Origin of the sequence: Embleya australiensis (assembly GCF_051903075.1) — a bacterium.
Lineage (GTDB): Bacteria > Actinomycetota > Actinomycetes > Streptomycetales > Streptomycetaceae > Embleya.
Map to the genome: position 1 here is coordinate 5,388,812 of NZ_CP182422.1, position 15,615 is coordinate 5,404,426.

The window sequence follows — 15,615 nt, forward strand, 5'->3', positions numbered from 1 at the left end:
TCGCTCACCCCGCGAGTCCGGCGCCCCGCCCCGCTCGGCCCGCCCCCGCCCGCCGCGATTCCGGGCTCGATGTCGGCTCGCCGTTCGTCTGCGTGTGGCCGTGGTCTTGGGGGGTGGGGGGCGGCAATAGGGTTTGGACAGGGGGGTTGGGTTGTTTGGGTGGCGAGGTGGGTATGGCGGCTGGGTTGGAGCCTGGGGATCGAATAGGGCCCTACACGGTGGTGGGGCTGCTGGGGGTCGGTAGTCCCGGCTGGGTGTATCTGGCGCGGACCGGTGCCGGGCGGCCGATGGCCGTGCGGATGTTGTACGGCGAGCAGCAGGGGATCAAGCGCGCGCAGAAGGTGCGCGGGCCCGGTGTGATCGAGGTGATCGGCAGCGGTGGGGCGGCCCGCAATCCGTGGGTGGCCTCGGCGTACGTGCCGGCGCCTTCGCTCGCCGACCTGGTGATCTCGTGTGGGCCGCTGACGCCCGACGCGGTGCGCTGGCTCGCGGCCGGGATCGCCGAGGGGCTGGTGACGATCCATCAGGCGTCGCTGGTCCACGGTGACCTGCGGCCCGCGCAGATCGTGGTGGCCTCCGACGGGCCGAGGGTGACCGGATTCGGGATCACGGGCGCGGGCCCGGACGCCCCGCTCGCCGCGCCCGGCTACCTCGCGCCCGAGCAGGCGCGCGGGGAGGAGCCGGTGCCGGCCTCCGACATCTACGCGCTCGGTGCGCTGCTGTGTTTCGCGGCGACCGGACATCCTCCGCACTCCGGTGTGGGGGAGGCGGCGATTCGGCGGAGCGTGGCGACCGGTGAGCCCGAACTGGCCGATGTACCGGCCGAGGTCGCCGACCTGATCCGGTCCTGCCTGGTGCGTGATCCGGAGGCCCGGCCCACGGCGCGGGAGTTGCTGGACGGGGCGGCCGGGGCGGTGACGGCTCGGGAGGGGGCCTACGGGGCTGCCTCGTGGCTCCCGGGCGCCGCCCTGGAGTTGATCGACGCGTACCACCGCCGCGGCCGCCTGGTCGGCGACCCGCCGACCGTGCCCCTCGCGGACCGCCTCGGACCGGCCAAGCCGGTCGACAAGGAGGAGCAGGACGAGCGGGACGAGCCCGTCGACTCGGCCGTGGCCGATGCCGGGTCGATCCCGGACCCGGCGGAACCGCGACGATCGGACGAGGCCGGATCGGACCCGAAGGCCGCCGCGTCGACCCCGGCGAAGCCGGCCGAGCCCGAGCCCGAGCCCGAGCCCGCACCCCAACCCGCACCTGACGGCACCGGTGCTTCCGAGACCACCGAGACGATGCAACTCGCCAAGATCGTCCAGGCGATGGTGCCGCGGATCGACGACAGCGACGATCGGCAGGACCCCTACGACCTGCCCGAGCCGGCCGAGGTGCACGAGGGTGGCGGGGCCAGTTGGGTACTGGTGGCCGCGCTCGTGGTGATCGCGCTGGTGGGCGGGGTGCTGGCCGGGGTCGCCTACGAGCGGGGCCGCGAGGACCGGGAGCGCGGAGCGATGGGCCCCGCCGGGGTGCCGACCGCCGGCGCCTCCGGCGATCCGGTCGCGGCGTTCGTGGCCTCGGTACAGGTCGGCGCCTGCGTGGACTTCGCCGGCGACGGCTCGCCGACCTGGCGGCCCGCCGGACCGCGCACGCTGCCCTGTGAGGATCCGGCGGCGCGGCAGCGGGTGCTGGCCCGCACCTCGGCCGCCGGCGGCACGGCGGACTGCATGAGCACCGACGGGCGCAGCCGGTGGCCGATCGCGCCCGGGCAGCCCGCGCTGTGCCTGGAGCGGATTTTCCGACCCGGCGAGTGTGTGCCGGCGGAGGTGCGCGACGGGCGCCAATGGGCCTTCCTGGCCGCGCTCGTACCGTGCCAGGGCGCCTTCCAACGCGACGGCCAGGGCCGGTTGCGCATCGACGAGATCCATCCGATGCCCTCGTCCGCCGGCCCCACCTGCCCGGCCCGGTCCCCGGTCTACTATCCGCTGCCCTCCCGGGGACAGGAACTGTGCATGTCGACGGTGACCTAGACCGGGGACGCCGCCCGGCCCGCGCGGCCTCGGGTCAGGACGCGAGGTCGGCCAGCAGGCGCAGGGCCTCCGGGTCGCGCGTGGTGACGATCATGTCGGTGACGTGCGGGTCGGCGGCCCACGCGGCGAAACGTTCGCGGATCCGGGCCGCCGGGCCGACGAGCGCGATCTCGTCGACGAAGGCGCTCGGTACCGCGGCGATCGCCTCGTCGCGCCTGCCGGCCGCGAACAACTCCTGGATCCGGTCCGCCTCCTCGGCATAGCCGAACCGGCGCATCAGGTCCGCGTGGAAGTTCTTGTTCTTCGCGCCCATCCCGCCGACGTAGAAGCCCATCGCCGCCTTGATCGGGAACATCGCCCGCTCGACGTCGTCGCCGAGTGCCACCTGCACCATCGGCGCGATCCGAAAGCCCGCCGGCTTGTCCCGCAGCGCGTCCGCGTACACCTCGGGACGGGTCGGCGCCCAGTGCAGCGGCAGCCAACCGTCCGCGATCTGTGTGGTCAGATGCACGTTCTTCGGCCCCTCGGCGCCGAGGAAGATCGGCAGGTCCGCGCGCAGCGGGTGGGTGATCGACTTGAGCGGCTTGCCGAGACCGCTGCCGTCCTCGCCCGCGTACGGGTGCTGCGCGTAGCGGCCCTCGGCCACCACCGGCCCCTCGCGGCGCAGCACCTGGCGGATCACGTCCACGTACTCGCGGGTGAAGGTCAGCGGGCTCTTGGGGAACGGCCGCCCGTACCAGCCCTCGACCACCTGCGGCCCGGAGAGCCCGAGGCCGAGGATCATCCGCCCGCCGGACAGGTGGTCCAGGGTCAACGCGTGCATCGCGGTCGCGGTGGGGGTGCGGGCGGTCATCTGCGTGACGGCGGTACCCAGGGCGATCCGCGAGGTGTTGGCCGCGATCCAGGTCAGCGGGGTGAACACGTCCGAGCCCCACGACTCGGCGGTCCAGACCGAGTCGAAGCCGAGGCGTTCGGCCTCGCGCGCCGTCTCGACGAAGTCGGCGGACGGGCCTCGGCCCCAGTACCCGAACGTCAGACCCAGCCTCATGGCGGTACCTCCATGTTTGCCCACGGTTGCCCGAAGTCGTACGGAACCGCGCGACGCGGCGTGCCGCGGCGCGGTGAATCGCCTCCGCAGACTAGAACACGTTTTACTTTTCGGGGAGGTCGCCTCCCCCGGACAGGCGAAAGGGCGCCGTCCGAAGTGGACGACGCCCCTGCCTGTATCTGTTCGCGGGGTCTCGGTATCACCGGTTCCTCGGGAGCACCGGTGTCACGAGCGCTGGATGCCCATCGTGTTCTGGAGCACGCCGCGCACGTTGTCGACCTCGACGAGCAGGCCGTTCGGGTGCTCGGCCACCGCCAGGTACCAGACGCCCGTGTTCAGCACGCCCTTCTCCTGGTTGGTGTGCTCGTCCAGCATCGGGCGCGAGTCCGGCACCGAGAACCAGAAGGGCTGGAACGGCGCACCGCCCGGGGCGGGCTGCTGCCCACCGCCGGGGCCCTGCGGGCCCGGGGCGCCGAAGCCGCCCTGCGGTCCCTGGGGACCCTGCGGCGCCGGGCCGCCGAAGCCGCCCTGCTGCGGGGCGCCGCCGTACGGCTGCTGACCCTGGGGGCCCTGCGGGCCGCCATAGGGCGCGCCGCCGAACTGCTGCTGACCCTGCGGGCCGCCGTACTGGCCGGGCTGACCCGCGCCCGCACCCGGACCACCCGCGCCGAGCAGCGGCGCCTGGAGGGCCGGCACCACGCTCGTGGCGATCAGGGCGCCGCTGAGCACGAGGACCAGCAGCACGATGAGGATGCCGCCGGCCTTCATCTCCAGGCCGTCGGAGGCGCGGCCGATCGACCACAGGGCGTTGATCGGCGAGACCACCGCGAGCGGCAGTGCCCACTGACGAGCGGTCAGGCCGAGGATCTGCTTGTCCCGCAAGGGCGGCAGCAGACCGCCGAGGATGAACAGCGCCGCCGCGATGATCGGGGTCAGCACGCACGCGAAGATGACCGGTGCCATGGTGCCCGACCAGGCGCTCCAAGCGCCGTCGAAGCCCCGAGGAACCTCGCCCTTGACACCGACGTAGTCGAAGAACGAGAAAATGAAGATGAGCACGGCGGCGACCCCGATGACCGCGTCGCCACGCGAGAGCTTTCTGACGTCCACTGAATACTCCTCCCGAGGGGGATGGGCGCCGACAGCGTACGGGGGCGACCCAAGTCGTGCCACCGACATCGCCCCCGCGCGTCCTCGGTGCATTGGTCCGGGGACACTGTGCCAGACGGGGGAACGATCTGTACCCCGACCCCATACGACACACCGTATGGGGGCATTTTCCGCGGATGTCTACTCGCCGCGCTGAATACCCGTCAGGTCGGTCAACACGCCCTGAACGCCGTCGATATCGATGACGATGCCGCCGTCGCGCACGCCCACCGCGAGGTACCAGACCCCGGGGTGCAGCGTGGCCGGCGCGTCGCCGGAGACGTCGAGCGGCCGCAGTGTGCGGGGTTCGGGCACGGCCAGCCAGTACTGTTCGAACGTGCCCGGATCGCCGGAATCCGCCGCCGAGTCCCGGGCGTCCCCGCCCGTGGCGGCCGGCACCCGGTCGGCGCCGATCGCCGGATTCGCCGCCGAGTCGTCCGACTTGAGCAGCAGCACCGGAGGTTGCACCGCGGGCGGCTGCATCGCCGGGGGCTGCATCGGCGGGGTCTGCGGCGGGGGAGTGTTGCCCGACGGGCCGTACACGGGCGGCGCGACCGGAGGCGGCACCGGGAAGCCGCCGGTTCCGGGCGGACCGGGCGGATAGCCGCCGGGCGCGCCGGGGAAGCCGCCGCCGGGGTAGCCGGGCCAGCCGGCCTCGCGCGGGCGCACCAGCGGCACGTTCAGCCCGCCGATCCGGTCCACGGTGAGCAGCAACACGGCCTGCAACACGGCGAACCCGGCCAGTCCCCACGCGCCATAGCCGTGCGCGGCGTCCACGGTCGCCTGCGAGTCGCCGCCCGCGCGGGCGATCCGCTGCGCGGTGCGGGCCAGCTTGTCGTAGCCGCCGTCCGCGCCCAGCACGGCCCACACCGCGCTCCACGCCGACGCCACGCCGAGCACGACGCCCCACTGCCGCAGGGCGACCCCGGCGAACTGGATCTCGGTCGGCGGCGAGCCGGGACGGAAGGTGTACCGGCCGATCAGCAGCAGCACCAGCGAGATCGAGGACAGCAGCACGACGGCGGGCGCGAGCGGTGTGAAGTCGCCGATCCACGCCGAGTAGTGGGTGGTGCCCTCGGTCAGATCTCTGCCCTTGGCGGTCACCGTGTACCAGGGGAGAAACGAGAAGACCAGAACTCCGATCGCCGCCACCGCGACGATCAGATCACCTCGGGTGACGCCTTTGCGTGGCATCGTGCTCCTCCCTGACGGGGCTTTCGTACTGCGTGGACATGCGCGTGCCGCGACGGACCGCGGCCGTCGCGCCGCGGCCCGGTGCCGGTACGGTCGCCCGCACCGGCACCGCGGCCTGACATACCGTCATTCTCCGCGTTGGATTCCGGAGACGTCGCTCAGGACCCCGCGGACGCCGTCGGCCTCGACCAGGACGCCGCCCGGGTGGGGGGCGACGGCGAGGTACCACTGGCCGGTCCGCAGCGTGGCCACCGGCTCCTTGGACAGGCCCTCGGTGGGGGCCAGCGGTCGGGCCTCGGGCACGGCGAACCAGAACTGGGCGAACTCCGGCGGCTGCGCGCCGGTCCCGGCGGCGGCCGGCTGTGCGCCCGTGCCGGACTCGCCGGCGCCCGGTGCGCCGGCGCCCGGAGCGGCGGCGCCCGGAGCGGCGGGTGCGCCCGGCGCGGTGGTGCCGGGCGCGGCCTCGGGAACGGCGGCGGTCGACCCGGCGGGGGTCGGCGGCGGCATGTGCGCGGGGACGCCGGCCATCGGCGCGGCGGCGGTGCCCACCCCCGTCGCCGGGTATCCGGGCGGCGCGGGATAGCCGCCGGTGGCGTTCGGCAGCGGGTAACCCGTGTTCGGGTCGATCGCCATCGGCAGGCCGGTGTTCGGGTCCAGCGGGGCCGGATAGCCGCCGGTGGCGTTCGGCGGGTAGCCCCACGGCTGCTGCGGGACCGGGCTGAACAGCGGTGACGCCAGGCTGGGGATGCGGTCGCCGATGATCAGGAACAGCGCCGCGACCAGTCCGGCCACCATCATCAGCCAGGCGAAGACGGTGGGTCCGGAATCGACCGTAAAGCGGGACGGGGCCGAGCCCTCGACGAGGTCGCCGATCATGCCGCCCGCCCCGAACGGGGCGAAGAAACCGCTGATCGCGCCGGAGACGCCGAACGCGATCGCCCACTGGCGCGGGGCCAGACCCAGGGCCGGCTTGTCCGGCTGCGCGGTGAAACGGCCGATGACCATGAGCAGCACGGCCAGCAGCGGCACCAGGACGACGGCCGGCATCAGCGGGTAGAAGTCGACCGTCCAGGCGTTCCAACTCTTGGACTCGCTGCGGCCGCCGCCGAGCAGGTCCCCGTCGTCGCTGATGTTGCTGCTGCCGTGGGAGGTGGCGCTGACTTCGTAGTATTTGAAGAACGAGAAGATGAAGATCAGGACGATCGCGAGAATGACGATCGCATCGCCCCTCGTGATCCCTTTCCGGTTCAACGTTGCTCCTTTGGCGATACGGAGGGGGACGTGACGCCGACGGCGCGGGGTGCGCCGAACGACGTGCGGTGCGTGGGCGGCTCGCGCCGGGCCCGATCGTGCGGCTCGCGGTGGTCCGTGTCCCGACCGGGAACCGTCCGGCGGTGCCCGGCACGCGTGGACGTCGCGAACCGGGGAGCGTCACCGCCGCGCACGCGCGTCGGGACGATCGCAACGACCCTAGGGGACGGGGGACTCGTGGCTCACGTCCCCTTCAACAGATAGGCCGTGATCCCGGTCGCGATCCCGGACGCGGCGCGCTCGCGCCAGTTCGGGTCGGTGAACTGCGCGGCGTCCGAAGCGTTGCGCATGTTGCCGCATTCGATGAACACCTTGGGTCGGGTGGACAGGTTCAGCCCGCCGAGATCGGTACGGGTGACCAGCCCGTCGTCGGTGCCCAGGTAGGTGGCGGGCGAGGTGCCGGTGGCCGCCCGGAACGCCTTGGCGAGCAGGCCGCCGAGGGTGCGCGAGGGCGCCAGGATCGGCGTGGTGTCCACGTTCTTGTCCTTGACCGAGGCGGGCAGGATGACGTGGAAGCCGCGCCCGCCGGCCGGACCGCCGTCGGCGTGGATGGACACCACGGCGTCCGCTTTGGCCGTGTTGCCCCGCGCCGCGCGTTCGTCGACGCACGGCCCCCACGCCTCGCTCTCCCACGTGTACACCACGGTGGCGCCCTGGGCCTCCAGCAGGCGCTTCGCGCGGTGTGCCACGTCGAGGGTGAACTCGGCCTCGGTGTAACCCTGGTCGGTCTCGGTGCCGGTGGTGTCGCACTCCTTGGTCAGCCCGCCCGCGTACACCTGCTTGTTGATCTCGCGGGAATGGCCGCCGTTGCCCGGATTGTGGCCCGGGTCGAGCATCACCAACCGCCCTGACAGCGGGAGTCCGCCGCCACCGGCGCGGGGCGGGGGCGGGACGACGGCGGTCGCGGGAGTCTCCGCCGGGGCGGCGGGCGGTGGTTCGCCGGTCGAGGTGGTCGCGTTCGGGGCGGGTGCGCCGTCGGCCGGTGCGGCGTGGGGCGTACTCGGCGGGTCGCCGGCCGCGGTCGCCGACCGCGTGTGGGCGGCCTCAGTGCGCGCCGCGTCGTGCCCGCTCGGCCAGGCCACCGCGATGGTGCCGGCGCCGGCGGCGGCCAGCGCCAGGGCGGCCACGGTCAGGGTGATCCGCCGACGGCGGCGCAGGCGGTCGTGCGCCGTCTCGATCCGGGCCTCCTGTGCGGGCGCGTGGCCGAACGGGTCGGCGGCGGGCGGGTGATGGCGGTAGCGGGGAGGGGGGTCGTCGGGACGGCCGCGATCGTCGCGGCGGTCAGAGGTCAAGTTCACTCCTGGACGTGAGGCCGTAGCGCGAGGCGACGGCGTTCCAGGTCGTCACGAACGACTTCTTCGCGGTGGACGCCTCGGAACTGATCGTGGCTCCCTCGTCGTAGAGCGCCTGGGTGCCCGGACAGCCCGAGTCGGCCGCGGACTGCGCCCACGCGGCGAACGATCGGTCGGCGCGCGCGGAGGCGGTCCACGCGGTGCGCAACGTCGGTGCGGCGGCCTGGAGTTCGGGGGCGGCATCGAAGCGCATCGTGTCCAACTGGGTGACCAGCTGGTCGCGTTGCGCGGCGGCGTCGAGCAGCGCGGAGCGGGACGCGGCCAGCGACGAGCAGGAGCCGATGTTGTTCACCGCGTCGATCACCGACTGCCGGGACGAACCGCTGCGGGAGAGGAGGGTGTCCAACGCGGCGGCCTGCGTGCGGCCGTCCGGTGTGGGGCTCGCGGGCGGTGGGGTGGTGATCGTGGTCTGTTGGGCCGGCGGCGGGGTCGACGGGACGCCGGGTTGGGCGCCCGCCGCGTTGCCGGAGGGGGAGGGCGAGCCGGCGGTGGATTCCACGCTCGGTGAGCCGTGGGCGGCCGGCTTCTTGTCGTCCTCCGCCCACGGCTTCAGGGCGACCAGGGTGCCGGCGGCGGCGATCAGGACGACGGCGGCCACGATGAACAGGAGCGTGCGCTCGAACGAGGGGCCGGGCGGGGTGGGCGAGATCGGGCCGGGGGCCGGCGGGGTGGCGCCGCGGTACCAGTCCGGGGCGGCGGGGACGTCGCGGGCCGGCGGCACGCCGTGGTCGGGCCGGTCGCCCGGGATGCCGTGGACGGGGGTGTGCCCGGGGTCCTGGCGGTACCAGTCCGCGGTCGGCGCCGACGGGTTCGGGGGCATGGGCACCGGCGGCGGGGGAACGGCGGGCGGCTGGGGGGACATCCGGGGCGGGATGGACGCCGGGGGCGGGGCGGACGCCGGGGGCGGGGCGGAAACCGGCCACCCCGGGGGTGGCGGGCCGGCGGGCATGCCGCGGGCCGCCGCCGGGTTGTCGACGGTGTCCTGCTCGTCGGGCGACACGGGTGGTGCGAGCGGTGCGGGTGGTGTGGGCGGCGGCGTGGCGGGCCTTGCCGGCGGCGTGGCGGCCGGCAGGTGGGCGGTGGGCTCGTGATGCGGACGCGGTGGCGCGCCCGGGTTCACGGCGGTCGGCTCCGCGGTGATCCGGCGGCGCACCCAGCCGCCCACGCCGCCGTTGGCCGTCCGGTCCCAGACCGTCTCGAACCGCTCGCCCTCCGCCGCGGGTTCGCCGGGCCCGTCGTCGTGCTGATGCTGATCGGACATGACCATCCCCCCGCGTCCTTCCGGATGGGCATTGTCCCAGCAAACGCGACCCGCGCGGGACCGGATCGGATTGCTTTCGGGAATCGAATCAGGCTCGATTCGATCTTGACGCCGAACGACGGGGCGGAGGACGCGCGGGTCAGGCCCGGAGCACCCCTGTTTCGCCCCCGGCTCGCTTCCCGTGACCGCCCGTGCGTCGCTCCGGTCAGATTCCGGCCGCCACGCGGCGCAGCACCCGGAGCGAGCCTCGGCCCGGGAGCTCCTCGAACGCGCCGGAGGCGAGTGCGCGTCGGTAGACCCGGTACGGTGCCTGGCCGCCGTCGGCCGGGTTCGGGAACACGTCGTGGATCAGCAGCAGTCCGCCGACCGCGACGTGCGGCGCCCAGCCCTCGTAGTCGCCCTGCGCGTGCTCGTCGGTGTGCCCGCCGTCGATGAACACCAGGCCCACCGGGGTGTTCCACAGCGGGGCGATCGTGCGGCTGTGTCCGACCAGGGCCACCACGTACGGTTCGAGCCCGCTGCGATACAGCGTGCGGCGGAACGTCGGCAGCGTGTCCATCACGCCCAGTTCGGCGTCGACCAGATTCGGGTCGTGGTACTCCCATCCGGGCTGCTGCTCCTCGGAGCCGCGGTGGTGGTCGAGCGTGACCACCACCGTGCCCGCGTCGCGCGCGACCGCGGCGAGCAGGATCGTCGACCGCCCGCAGTACGTGCCCAGTTCGACCAGCGGGCCGACCCGGGCGGCCAGGACCGCCGCGGCGTACAGCGCGTCGCCCTCGTCGGCCGGCATGAATCCGGTGGCGGCCTCGAACGCGGCCCGCACGGCGGGGTCGATGGTGCTCATGTCGGGATCTCCTGGGTCGGACCACGCGGGCCGGGTCGGTACACCGCCGGGCCGCCGTCGGCCGGCCGGACCCCATGCTGCCGCAGCCGCCCCCGCGCCACCGTGTCGGGGGCCACATCGGGGTCCCCAACAATTGAAACGGGTTCTACTATCGCAAGTACTGGACCCAGTCACGGAAGTCATGGAAGGCGCGATATGGCCATCGGCATCACGGAGGAGCACCGCTCCCTGGCGGAATCGGTACGCGGATGGGTGCAACGTGTTGCACCCATCCAGGAGGTGCGCCGGGTGCTCGAGGCGGACGGCGAGGAGCGCCCCGGACACTGGCCGGCCCTCGCCGAGCAGGGCCTGCTCGGGATGCATGTCGCCGAGGAGTTCGGCGGCGCCGGCTACGGCCTGGTCGAAACCGCGGTGGCCCTCGAACAGGCCGGCCTCGGCATGCTCCCCGGCCCGTTCCTGCCCACCGTCCTGGCTTCGGCGCTGCTGCAGGCCGACGGTGGCGACGCGGCGAAGGAACTGCTGCCCGGCCTGGTCGACGGCACGCTGATCGGCGCGGTCGCGACCGGCCCCGGCACCGTGACGGCCGCCGAGCAGGCGGGCGGGCTGCGGGTGAGCGGAGTGGCCACGCCGATCCTGGGCGGTGCGCTCGCCGACGTGCTGGTGCTGGCGGCCCGCCGAACCGACGGCGCGGTGGTGTACGTCGCGGTGGACGCGCCGGACGTCGACGTCCGGGCGCTCAAGAGCGTGGACCCGACCCGACGCAGTGCCGAGGTGACGGTGGACACCGTGGTCCCGGCCACGCGGGTGCTGGCCGGCGTGGATGAGGCCCTGGCCCGCGACCTGGCGGCCGTACTGATGTCCGCCGAGGCCTGCGGCGTGGCCGCGTGGGCGCTCGACACGGCGACCGAGTACGCCAAGGTGCGCGAGCAGTTCGGCCGCCCCATCGGGCAGTTCCAGGCGATCAAGCACCTGTGCGCGGACATGCTGGTCCGGGTCGAACAGTCGCGCGCGGTCACGTGGGACGCGGCGCGCGCGTACGACGCGGGCTCGGACGCGCCGACCCGGTCGCTGACCGCCGCGATCGCCGCCACGTATGCGATCGAGGCGGCCTTCACCACGACCAAGGACTGCGTACAGATCCTCGGCGGCATCGGCTTCACCTGGGAGCACGACGCGCACATCTACCTGCGCCGGGGGCTGACCCTGCGCCAGTACGCGGGGCCCGCCGCGCGGTGGCGGCTGCGGGTGACCGAGCTGGCGAGCGCCGGCGCGCGCCGGGATCTGGTCCTGGACCTGCCCGAGGAGGCGGAGCGGCTGCGCGACACCGCGCGGGCGATCCTGGCCGAGGTGGCCGGCGAGTCCGGGGCCGAACAGCGCGCGCGGCTGGCCCCGTTGGGCTACGCGGCGCCGTACCTGCCCAAGCCGTACGGCATCGGGGCCGGGCCGGTCGAGCAGTTGGTGATCCAGCAGGAGATGAAGGCGCTCGGCGTGCGGCTGCCGGACATCACCATGGGCAACTGGGTGATCCCGTCGCTGATCGCCTACGGGACGCAGGCCCAGCAGGAGCGGTTCGCGCCGCCGACGCTGCGCGGCGAGATCCAGTGGTGCCAGCTGTTCTCCGAGCCGGGCGCGGGCTCCGACCTGGCCGCGATCTCCACGCGCGCGACCCGGACCGAGGGCGGCTGGCTGATCAACGGTCAGAAGGTGTGGACCTCGCGGGCCCGCGAGTCGCAGTGGGGCATCCTGCTCGCGCGCACCTCGCCGGACAAGCCCAAGCACGAGGGCCTGACGTACTTCATCGTGGACATGGCCTCGGCGGGCCTGGACATCCGTCCGCTCAAGGAGATCAGCGGCCTGGCGATGTTCAACGAGATCTTCCTCGAAGACCTCTTCGTCCCGGACGAGATGGTCGTCGGCGAGGTCGACGGCGGCTGGCAGGTGGCCCGCAACACGCTCGGCAACGAGCGGGTGCACATGGGCGCGGGCAGCTCGTTCGGCGCGGGCATCGCGAATCTGGTCGCGGCGGTGAACGGCCCGGCGGGCGAGTTCGTGGACGGCGGCTTCCGGGAGCGCCTGGGCGCGCTGGTGGCCGAGGCGTCCTCGCTGGCGCTGATCGAGCTGCGTACCACGCTGGCCCGGCTGTCCGGCCTGGAGCCGGGCGCGGGCGCCTCGGTACGCAAGCTCGTCGGCACCCCGCACCAGCAGCGCGAGTCCGAGCTGAGCCTCGAACTGCTCGGCCCGCTGGGCGCGGTGGACGAGGGGGACGGCCAGAAGGCGGCGTTCGGCTTCCTGATGAGCCGCTGCCTGACCATCGCGGGCGGCACCACGCAGGTCCAGCTCAACGTGGTCGGCGAGCGCATCCTCGGGCTGCCCAGGGATCCGCAGCCGAGCGAGAAGTAGGTCCTGCCGTTCGCCGGGCCGTTGCGGGTTCCGGTCTCGTTTCCGGTTTTCGGCTTCCGGTTTCGTTGCCGTTTTCGCTTCGGTTTCCGTTCTCGTTCCTCTTTTCCTTCCGCTTCCCCTTCCCGATCCTGATCCGTTTCCGTAGGAGTTGGCAACATGGCACAAAAGGCGTTCATCGTCGGCGTCGGCATGACCAAATTCGAGAAGCCGGAGAGCCGCGACTGGCAGTACTGGGACATGGTCAAGGAGGCCGGCGGCAAGGCCCTCGCGGACGCGGGTGTCGGCTACGACAAGGTGGAACAGGCCCCGGTCGGCTACTGCTTCCAGGCGTCCACCGCCGGTCAGCGCGCGGTGTACGAGCTGGGCCTGAGCGGCATCCCGGTGTACAACGTGAACAACAACTGCGCGACCGGCTCCAGCGCGCTGATGATGGCCCGTCAGTTCGTCGCCGGCGGGCTGAACGACTGTGTGCTCGCGATCGGCTTCGAGAAGATGAAGCGCGGCTCGCTCGGCGGGGGCGGCGAGGGCGACTTCTCCACGTCGCCGGTGGCCCGGCATTACAAGATCATGGGCGACGCGCACGGGTTCTCGATGACCGCGCCGCCGACCGCGCAGATCTTCGGCAACGCGGCGCGCGAGCACATGGCCCGCTACGGCACCACCGCCGAGCAGATCGCGCACGTGGGGGTCAAGAACCACCGGCACTCGGTGAACAACCCGTACGCGCAGTTCCAGGTCGAGTACTCGCTCGACGAGGTGCTGGCCGCCAAGGAGATCCACTCGCCGCTCACCCGGCTGCAGTGTTCGCCCACCTCCGACGGCGCTGCCGCGGCGGTCGTGGTCAGCGAGCGCTTCGTGCGCGAACACGGCCTGGAGGAGCAGGCGATCGAGATCCTGGCCCAGTCGATGACCACCGACACCGAGGAGAGCTTCGCCTCGAACAGCTGCATCGACGTGGTCGGCAAACCGATGTCGGCGGCGGCCGGGCGGCAGGTCTTCGAGCAGTCCGGCCTGGGGATCGAGGACGTCGACGTGATCGAGCTGCACGACTGCTTCTCGATCAACGAGATCCTCACCTACGAGGCGCTGGGCATGTGCGGCGAGGGCGAGGGCGGCAAGCTGGTCGCCGAGGGCGCCACCACGTACGGCGGGCGCTGGGTGGTCAACCCCTCGGGCGGGCTGATCTCCAAGGGCCACCCGCTGGGCGCCACCGGCCTGGCCCAGGCCGCCGAGATCAGCTGGCAGCTGCGCGGTCTGGCGGACGCGCGCCAGGTCGCCGACGCCAAGGTCGGGCTCACCCACAACATCGGGCTCGGCGGCGCCGCGGTGGTCGGGCTGTACCGGCGCGGACAGTTCTAGCGCGGGCGGCCCCGGTACGGGCCGCCTTTTCGGTCCGGCGGGTGCGCCCTCGGGGTCGCACCCGCCGGACCGGCTATGCGTTGTCGGCGCCGGGGACGGTGGAGAGGTCGGCGGCGGGATCGGCGGCCGCGTGGTCGGCCCCCGCGTGATGCGCGGCCGCGTGGTTCGCAGGCGCGTGGTTCGCGGTCGCGTGGTTGGTGGTCGCGGTACCGAGCAGCCATTCGGCCAGGAGGGCGCGCTCGGTGTCGTTGAGGTAGAGGCGGGCGTTGGCGCACAGCGTCTCGACGTTGCGCAGGAAGGCGACGGCGAGGTCGTCGGCGGAGGCGACCGGGTGTGCGGTGGAGGACCAGTAGCCGGAGTAGACCAGGCCCGTGGTGACGAACGCGATCGCCTTGCGGGCGATGGTCTGCATCCGCTCGGCACACCGGTCGCGGACCGCGCCCGAGGTCTGGTTGCCCTGGAAGCCGTTCTCGCTGACCTCGGCGTGCAATTCGGCGAAGAGCACGTGGTATTCCTCCGGGGACAGCCGCGGTGCGCCGGTGACCGTGGCCACCCGGTCGATCAGGTCGCGGACCGGCTCGCGCAGGTGGTCCATCCGGCCCTGGCCGTTGGGACGAGCCGAGGGCGGCTGATGTCGGGTGCGGTCGTAGATGTACCCGGGTGGGACCCGACTGATCGACAACTTCTCGTCGGTGCCCTGCTCCAGCATCAGTTCGAGCAGCGAGGAGAAGGTGGCCGCGCCGCCCCAGCGGGTGCGGGTGACCTGCTCGCGACCGACCTGTTGCAGCACCGAGTGGGCGAGGGTGGCGAGCACGATCGGCTCCTCGGAGCCGTCGAGTTGCTCGCGTACGTGCGCCATCACCTGCTCGCGCACCCCCTCGTCGGCCGGCGCCACGTCGATCTCGTCGCGCAGCGCCCGCTCGATGAACTCCTGGTCGCTGATCACCACGTCGCCCGCGGCGACATACGCCTGGGCGGCCGGACCGCTGGCGATCACCATCGTGCGCCGGTCGTGGCTGCGCAACCGCAGCAGGACCGGAGTGAAGTCCGCGTCGGCGCTCATGATGATCACCTCGTCGAACCTGGTCGAGTGCTGGAGCGTGTCGAGTACGTCCATCACCATGTGGATGTCGGCACTGTTCTTGCCCCGGCCCGTCAGCGGCGGGCAGTCGATCACGCGAAAGGCCGACCGCGTGAAGAACGCCCGGTAACGGTCGTGCATCACCGGGTTGAGGTAGCAGTTGCGGACGAGCAACGATCGGCGCAGGCCGCGCTCGGTCGCCTCGTTCTCCAACCACTCCAACCACTGGGACGGTTTGCGAGCGAAAATCTCCGCGGACGCGCGGTCCGTCTCCCGCAGTCCGCTGTAAATATTGTCAAAGTCAAGGAAAAGTGCGCTGCGAATTCTGCCTGGTATGCCCGAATCCATACTCATGTCCATGCCTGCCTCCCCCGATGCGTACGGCTTCAATCTGTCCGACGCGTCACGTGCGGGCAAGCGAGGCCACATTCGGTGTGGTTCCGGTCCGGTATCGATCTTGGCCGTCTTCCGATCCGCGCGCACGCGGGTTAGGTTGCGCGAAGCAGAAGCTTGATCGTGCCATGTAGGCGCGTCGGTCGGTTTGTCCACCCGGGCATCCATCCACCCATTCATCCGTCCGTCTTCCCGTCCGTCCGTC

Annotated in this window: 11 protein-coding genes; 3 read left to right on the forward strand and 8 right to left on the reverse strand. The window is 72.7% G+C overall.

The genetic code is table 11. The features are described 5' to 3' along the window. Nucleotides 1–185 precede the first annotated feature (185 nt). Entirely contained in the window at nucleotides 186–2,018 is a 1,833-nt protein-coding gene (locus ACMXN5_RS23455) for a serine/threonine-protein kinase (protein ID WP_439676849.1), read from the forward strand. Nucleotides 2,019–2,052: 34 nt separating this feature from the next. On the opposite strand, the gene ACMXN5_RS23460 is transcribed toward ACMXN5_RS23455, so the two are convergent. The 7 genes from ACMXN5_RS23460 to ACMXN5_RS23490 all read right to left on the reverse strand — a co-directional run bounded on the left by ACMXN5_RS23460 (nucleotide 2,053) and on the right by ACMXN5_RS23490 (nucleotide 10,177). Then, entirely contained in the window at nucleotides 2,053–3,066 is a 1,014-nt protein-coding gene (locus tag ACMXN5_RS23460) for an LLM class F420-dependent oxidoreductase (protein WP_439676850.1), read from the reverse strand. A 225-nt stretch (nucleotides 3,067–3,291) separates the two neighbouring features. Beyond that, nucleotides 3,292–4,176 carry a hypothetical protein gene (locus ACMXN5_RS23465; RefSeq protein ID WP_439676851.1) on the reverse strand — a complete coding sequence of 295 codons (885 nt, stop codon included), beginning with the start codon at nucleotides 4,174–4,176 and terminating at the stop codon, nucleotides 3,292–3,294. A gap of 180 nt (nucleotides 4,177–4,356) precedes the next feature. Beyond that, nucleotides 4,357–5,409 carry a hypothetical protein gene (locus ACMXN5_RS23470; RefSeq protein WP_439676852.1) on the reverse strand — a complete coding sequence of 351 codons (1,053 nt, stop codon included), beginning with the start codon at nucleotides 5,407–5,409 and terminating at the stop codon, nucleotides 4,357–4,359. A gap of 126 nt (nucleotides 5,410–5,535) precedes the next feature. Further along, on the reverse strand, nucleotides 5,536–6,660 hold the full coding sequence (locus ACMXN5_RS23475) for a hypothetical protein (protein ID WP_439676853.1): 1,125 nt from the start codon (nucleotides 6,658–6,660) through the stop codon (nucleotides 5,536–5,538). A 242-nt stretch (nucleotides 6,661–6,902) separates the two neighbouring features. Further along, on the reverse strand, nucleotides 6,903–8,012 hold the full coding sequence (locus ACMXN5_RS23480; RefSeq protein ID WP_439676854.1) for an N-acetylmuramoyl-L-alanine amidase: 1,110 nt from the start codon (nucleotides 8,010–8,012) through the stop codon (nucleotides 6,903–6,905). Beyond that, nucleotides 8,002–9,333 carry a hypothetical protein gene (locus tag ACMXN5_RS23485; protein ID WP_439676855.1) on the reverse strand — a complete coding sequence of 444 codons (1,332 nt, stop codon included), beginning with the start codon at nucleotides 9,331–9,333 and terminating at the stop codon, nucleotides 8,002–8,004. Before ACMXN5_RS23485 ends, ACMXN5_RS23480 begins: the two co-directional genes overlap by 11 nt. Nucleotides 9,334–9,538: 205 nt before the next feature. Further along, a complete protein-coding gene (locus ACMXN5_RS23490; RefSeq protein WP_395788316.1) occupies nucleotides 9,539–10,177 on the reverse strand; it encodes a class I SAM-dependent methyltransferase in 639 nt (212 codons plus the stop codon). A gap of 195 nt (nucleotides 10,178–10,372) precedes the next feature. Here ACMXN5_RS23490 and ACMXN5_RS23495 point away from each other — a divergent pair, with 195 nt between their 5' ends. Beyond that, complete coding sequence (locus ACMXN5_RS23495; protein ID WP_439676856.1) at nucleotides 10,373–12,577, forward strand: acyl-CoA dehydrogenase; 2,205 nt, start codon at nucleotides 10,373–10,375, stop codon at nucleotides 12,575–12,577. A 156-nt stretch (nucleotides 12,578–12,733) separates the two neighbouring features. Continuing rightward, a complete protein-coding gene (locus tag ACMXN5_RS23500; RefSeq protein WP_078975061.1) occupies nucleotides 12,734–13,936 on the forward strand; it encodes a lipid-transfer protein in 1,203 nt (400 codons plus the stop codon). Nucleotides 13,937–14,009: 73 nt separating this feature from the next. Here ACMXN5_RS23500 and ACMXN5_RS23505 read toward each other — a convergent pair whose 3' ends face one another. Continuing rightward, the gene (locus ACMXN5_RS23505; RefSeq protein WP_439676857.1) at nucleotides 14,010–15,590 is read right to left on the reverse strand and encodes an NYN domain-containing protein; all 1,581 of its coding nucleotides are present in this window, start codon (nucleotides 15,588–15,590) and stop codon (nucleotides 14,010–14,012) included. Nucleotides 15,591–15,615 lie beyond the last annotated feature (25 nt).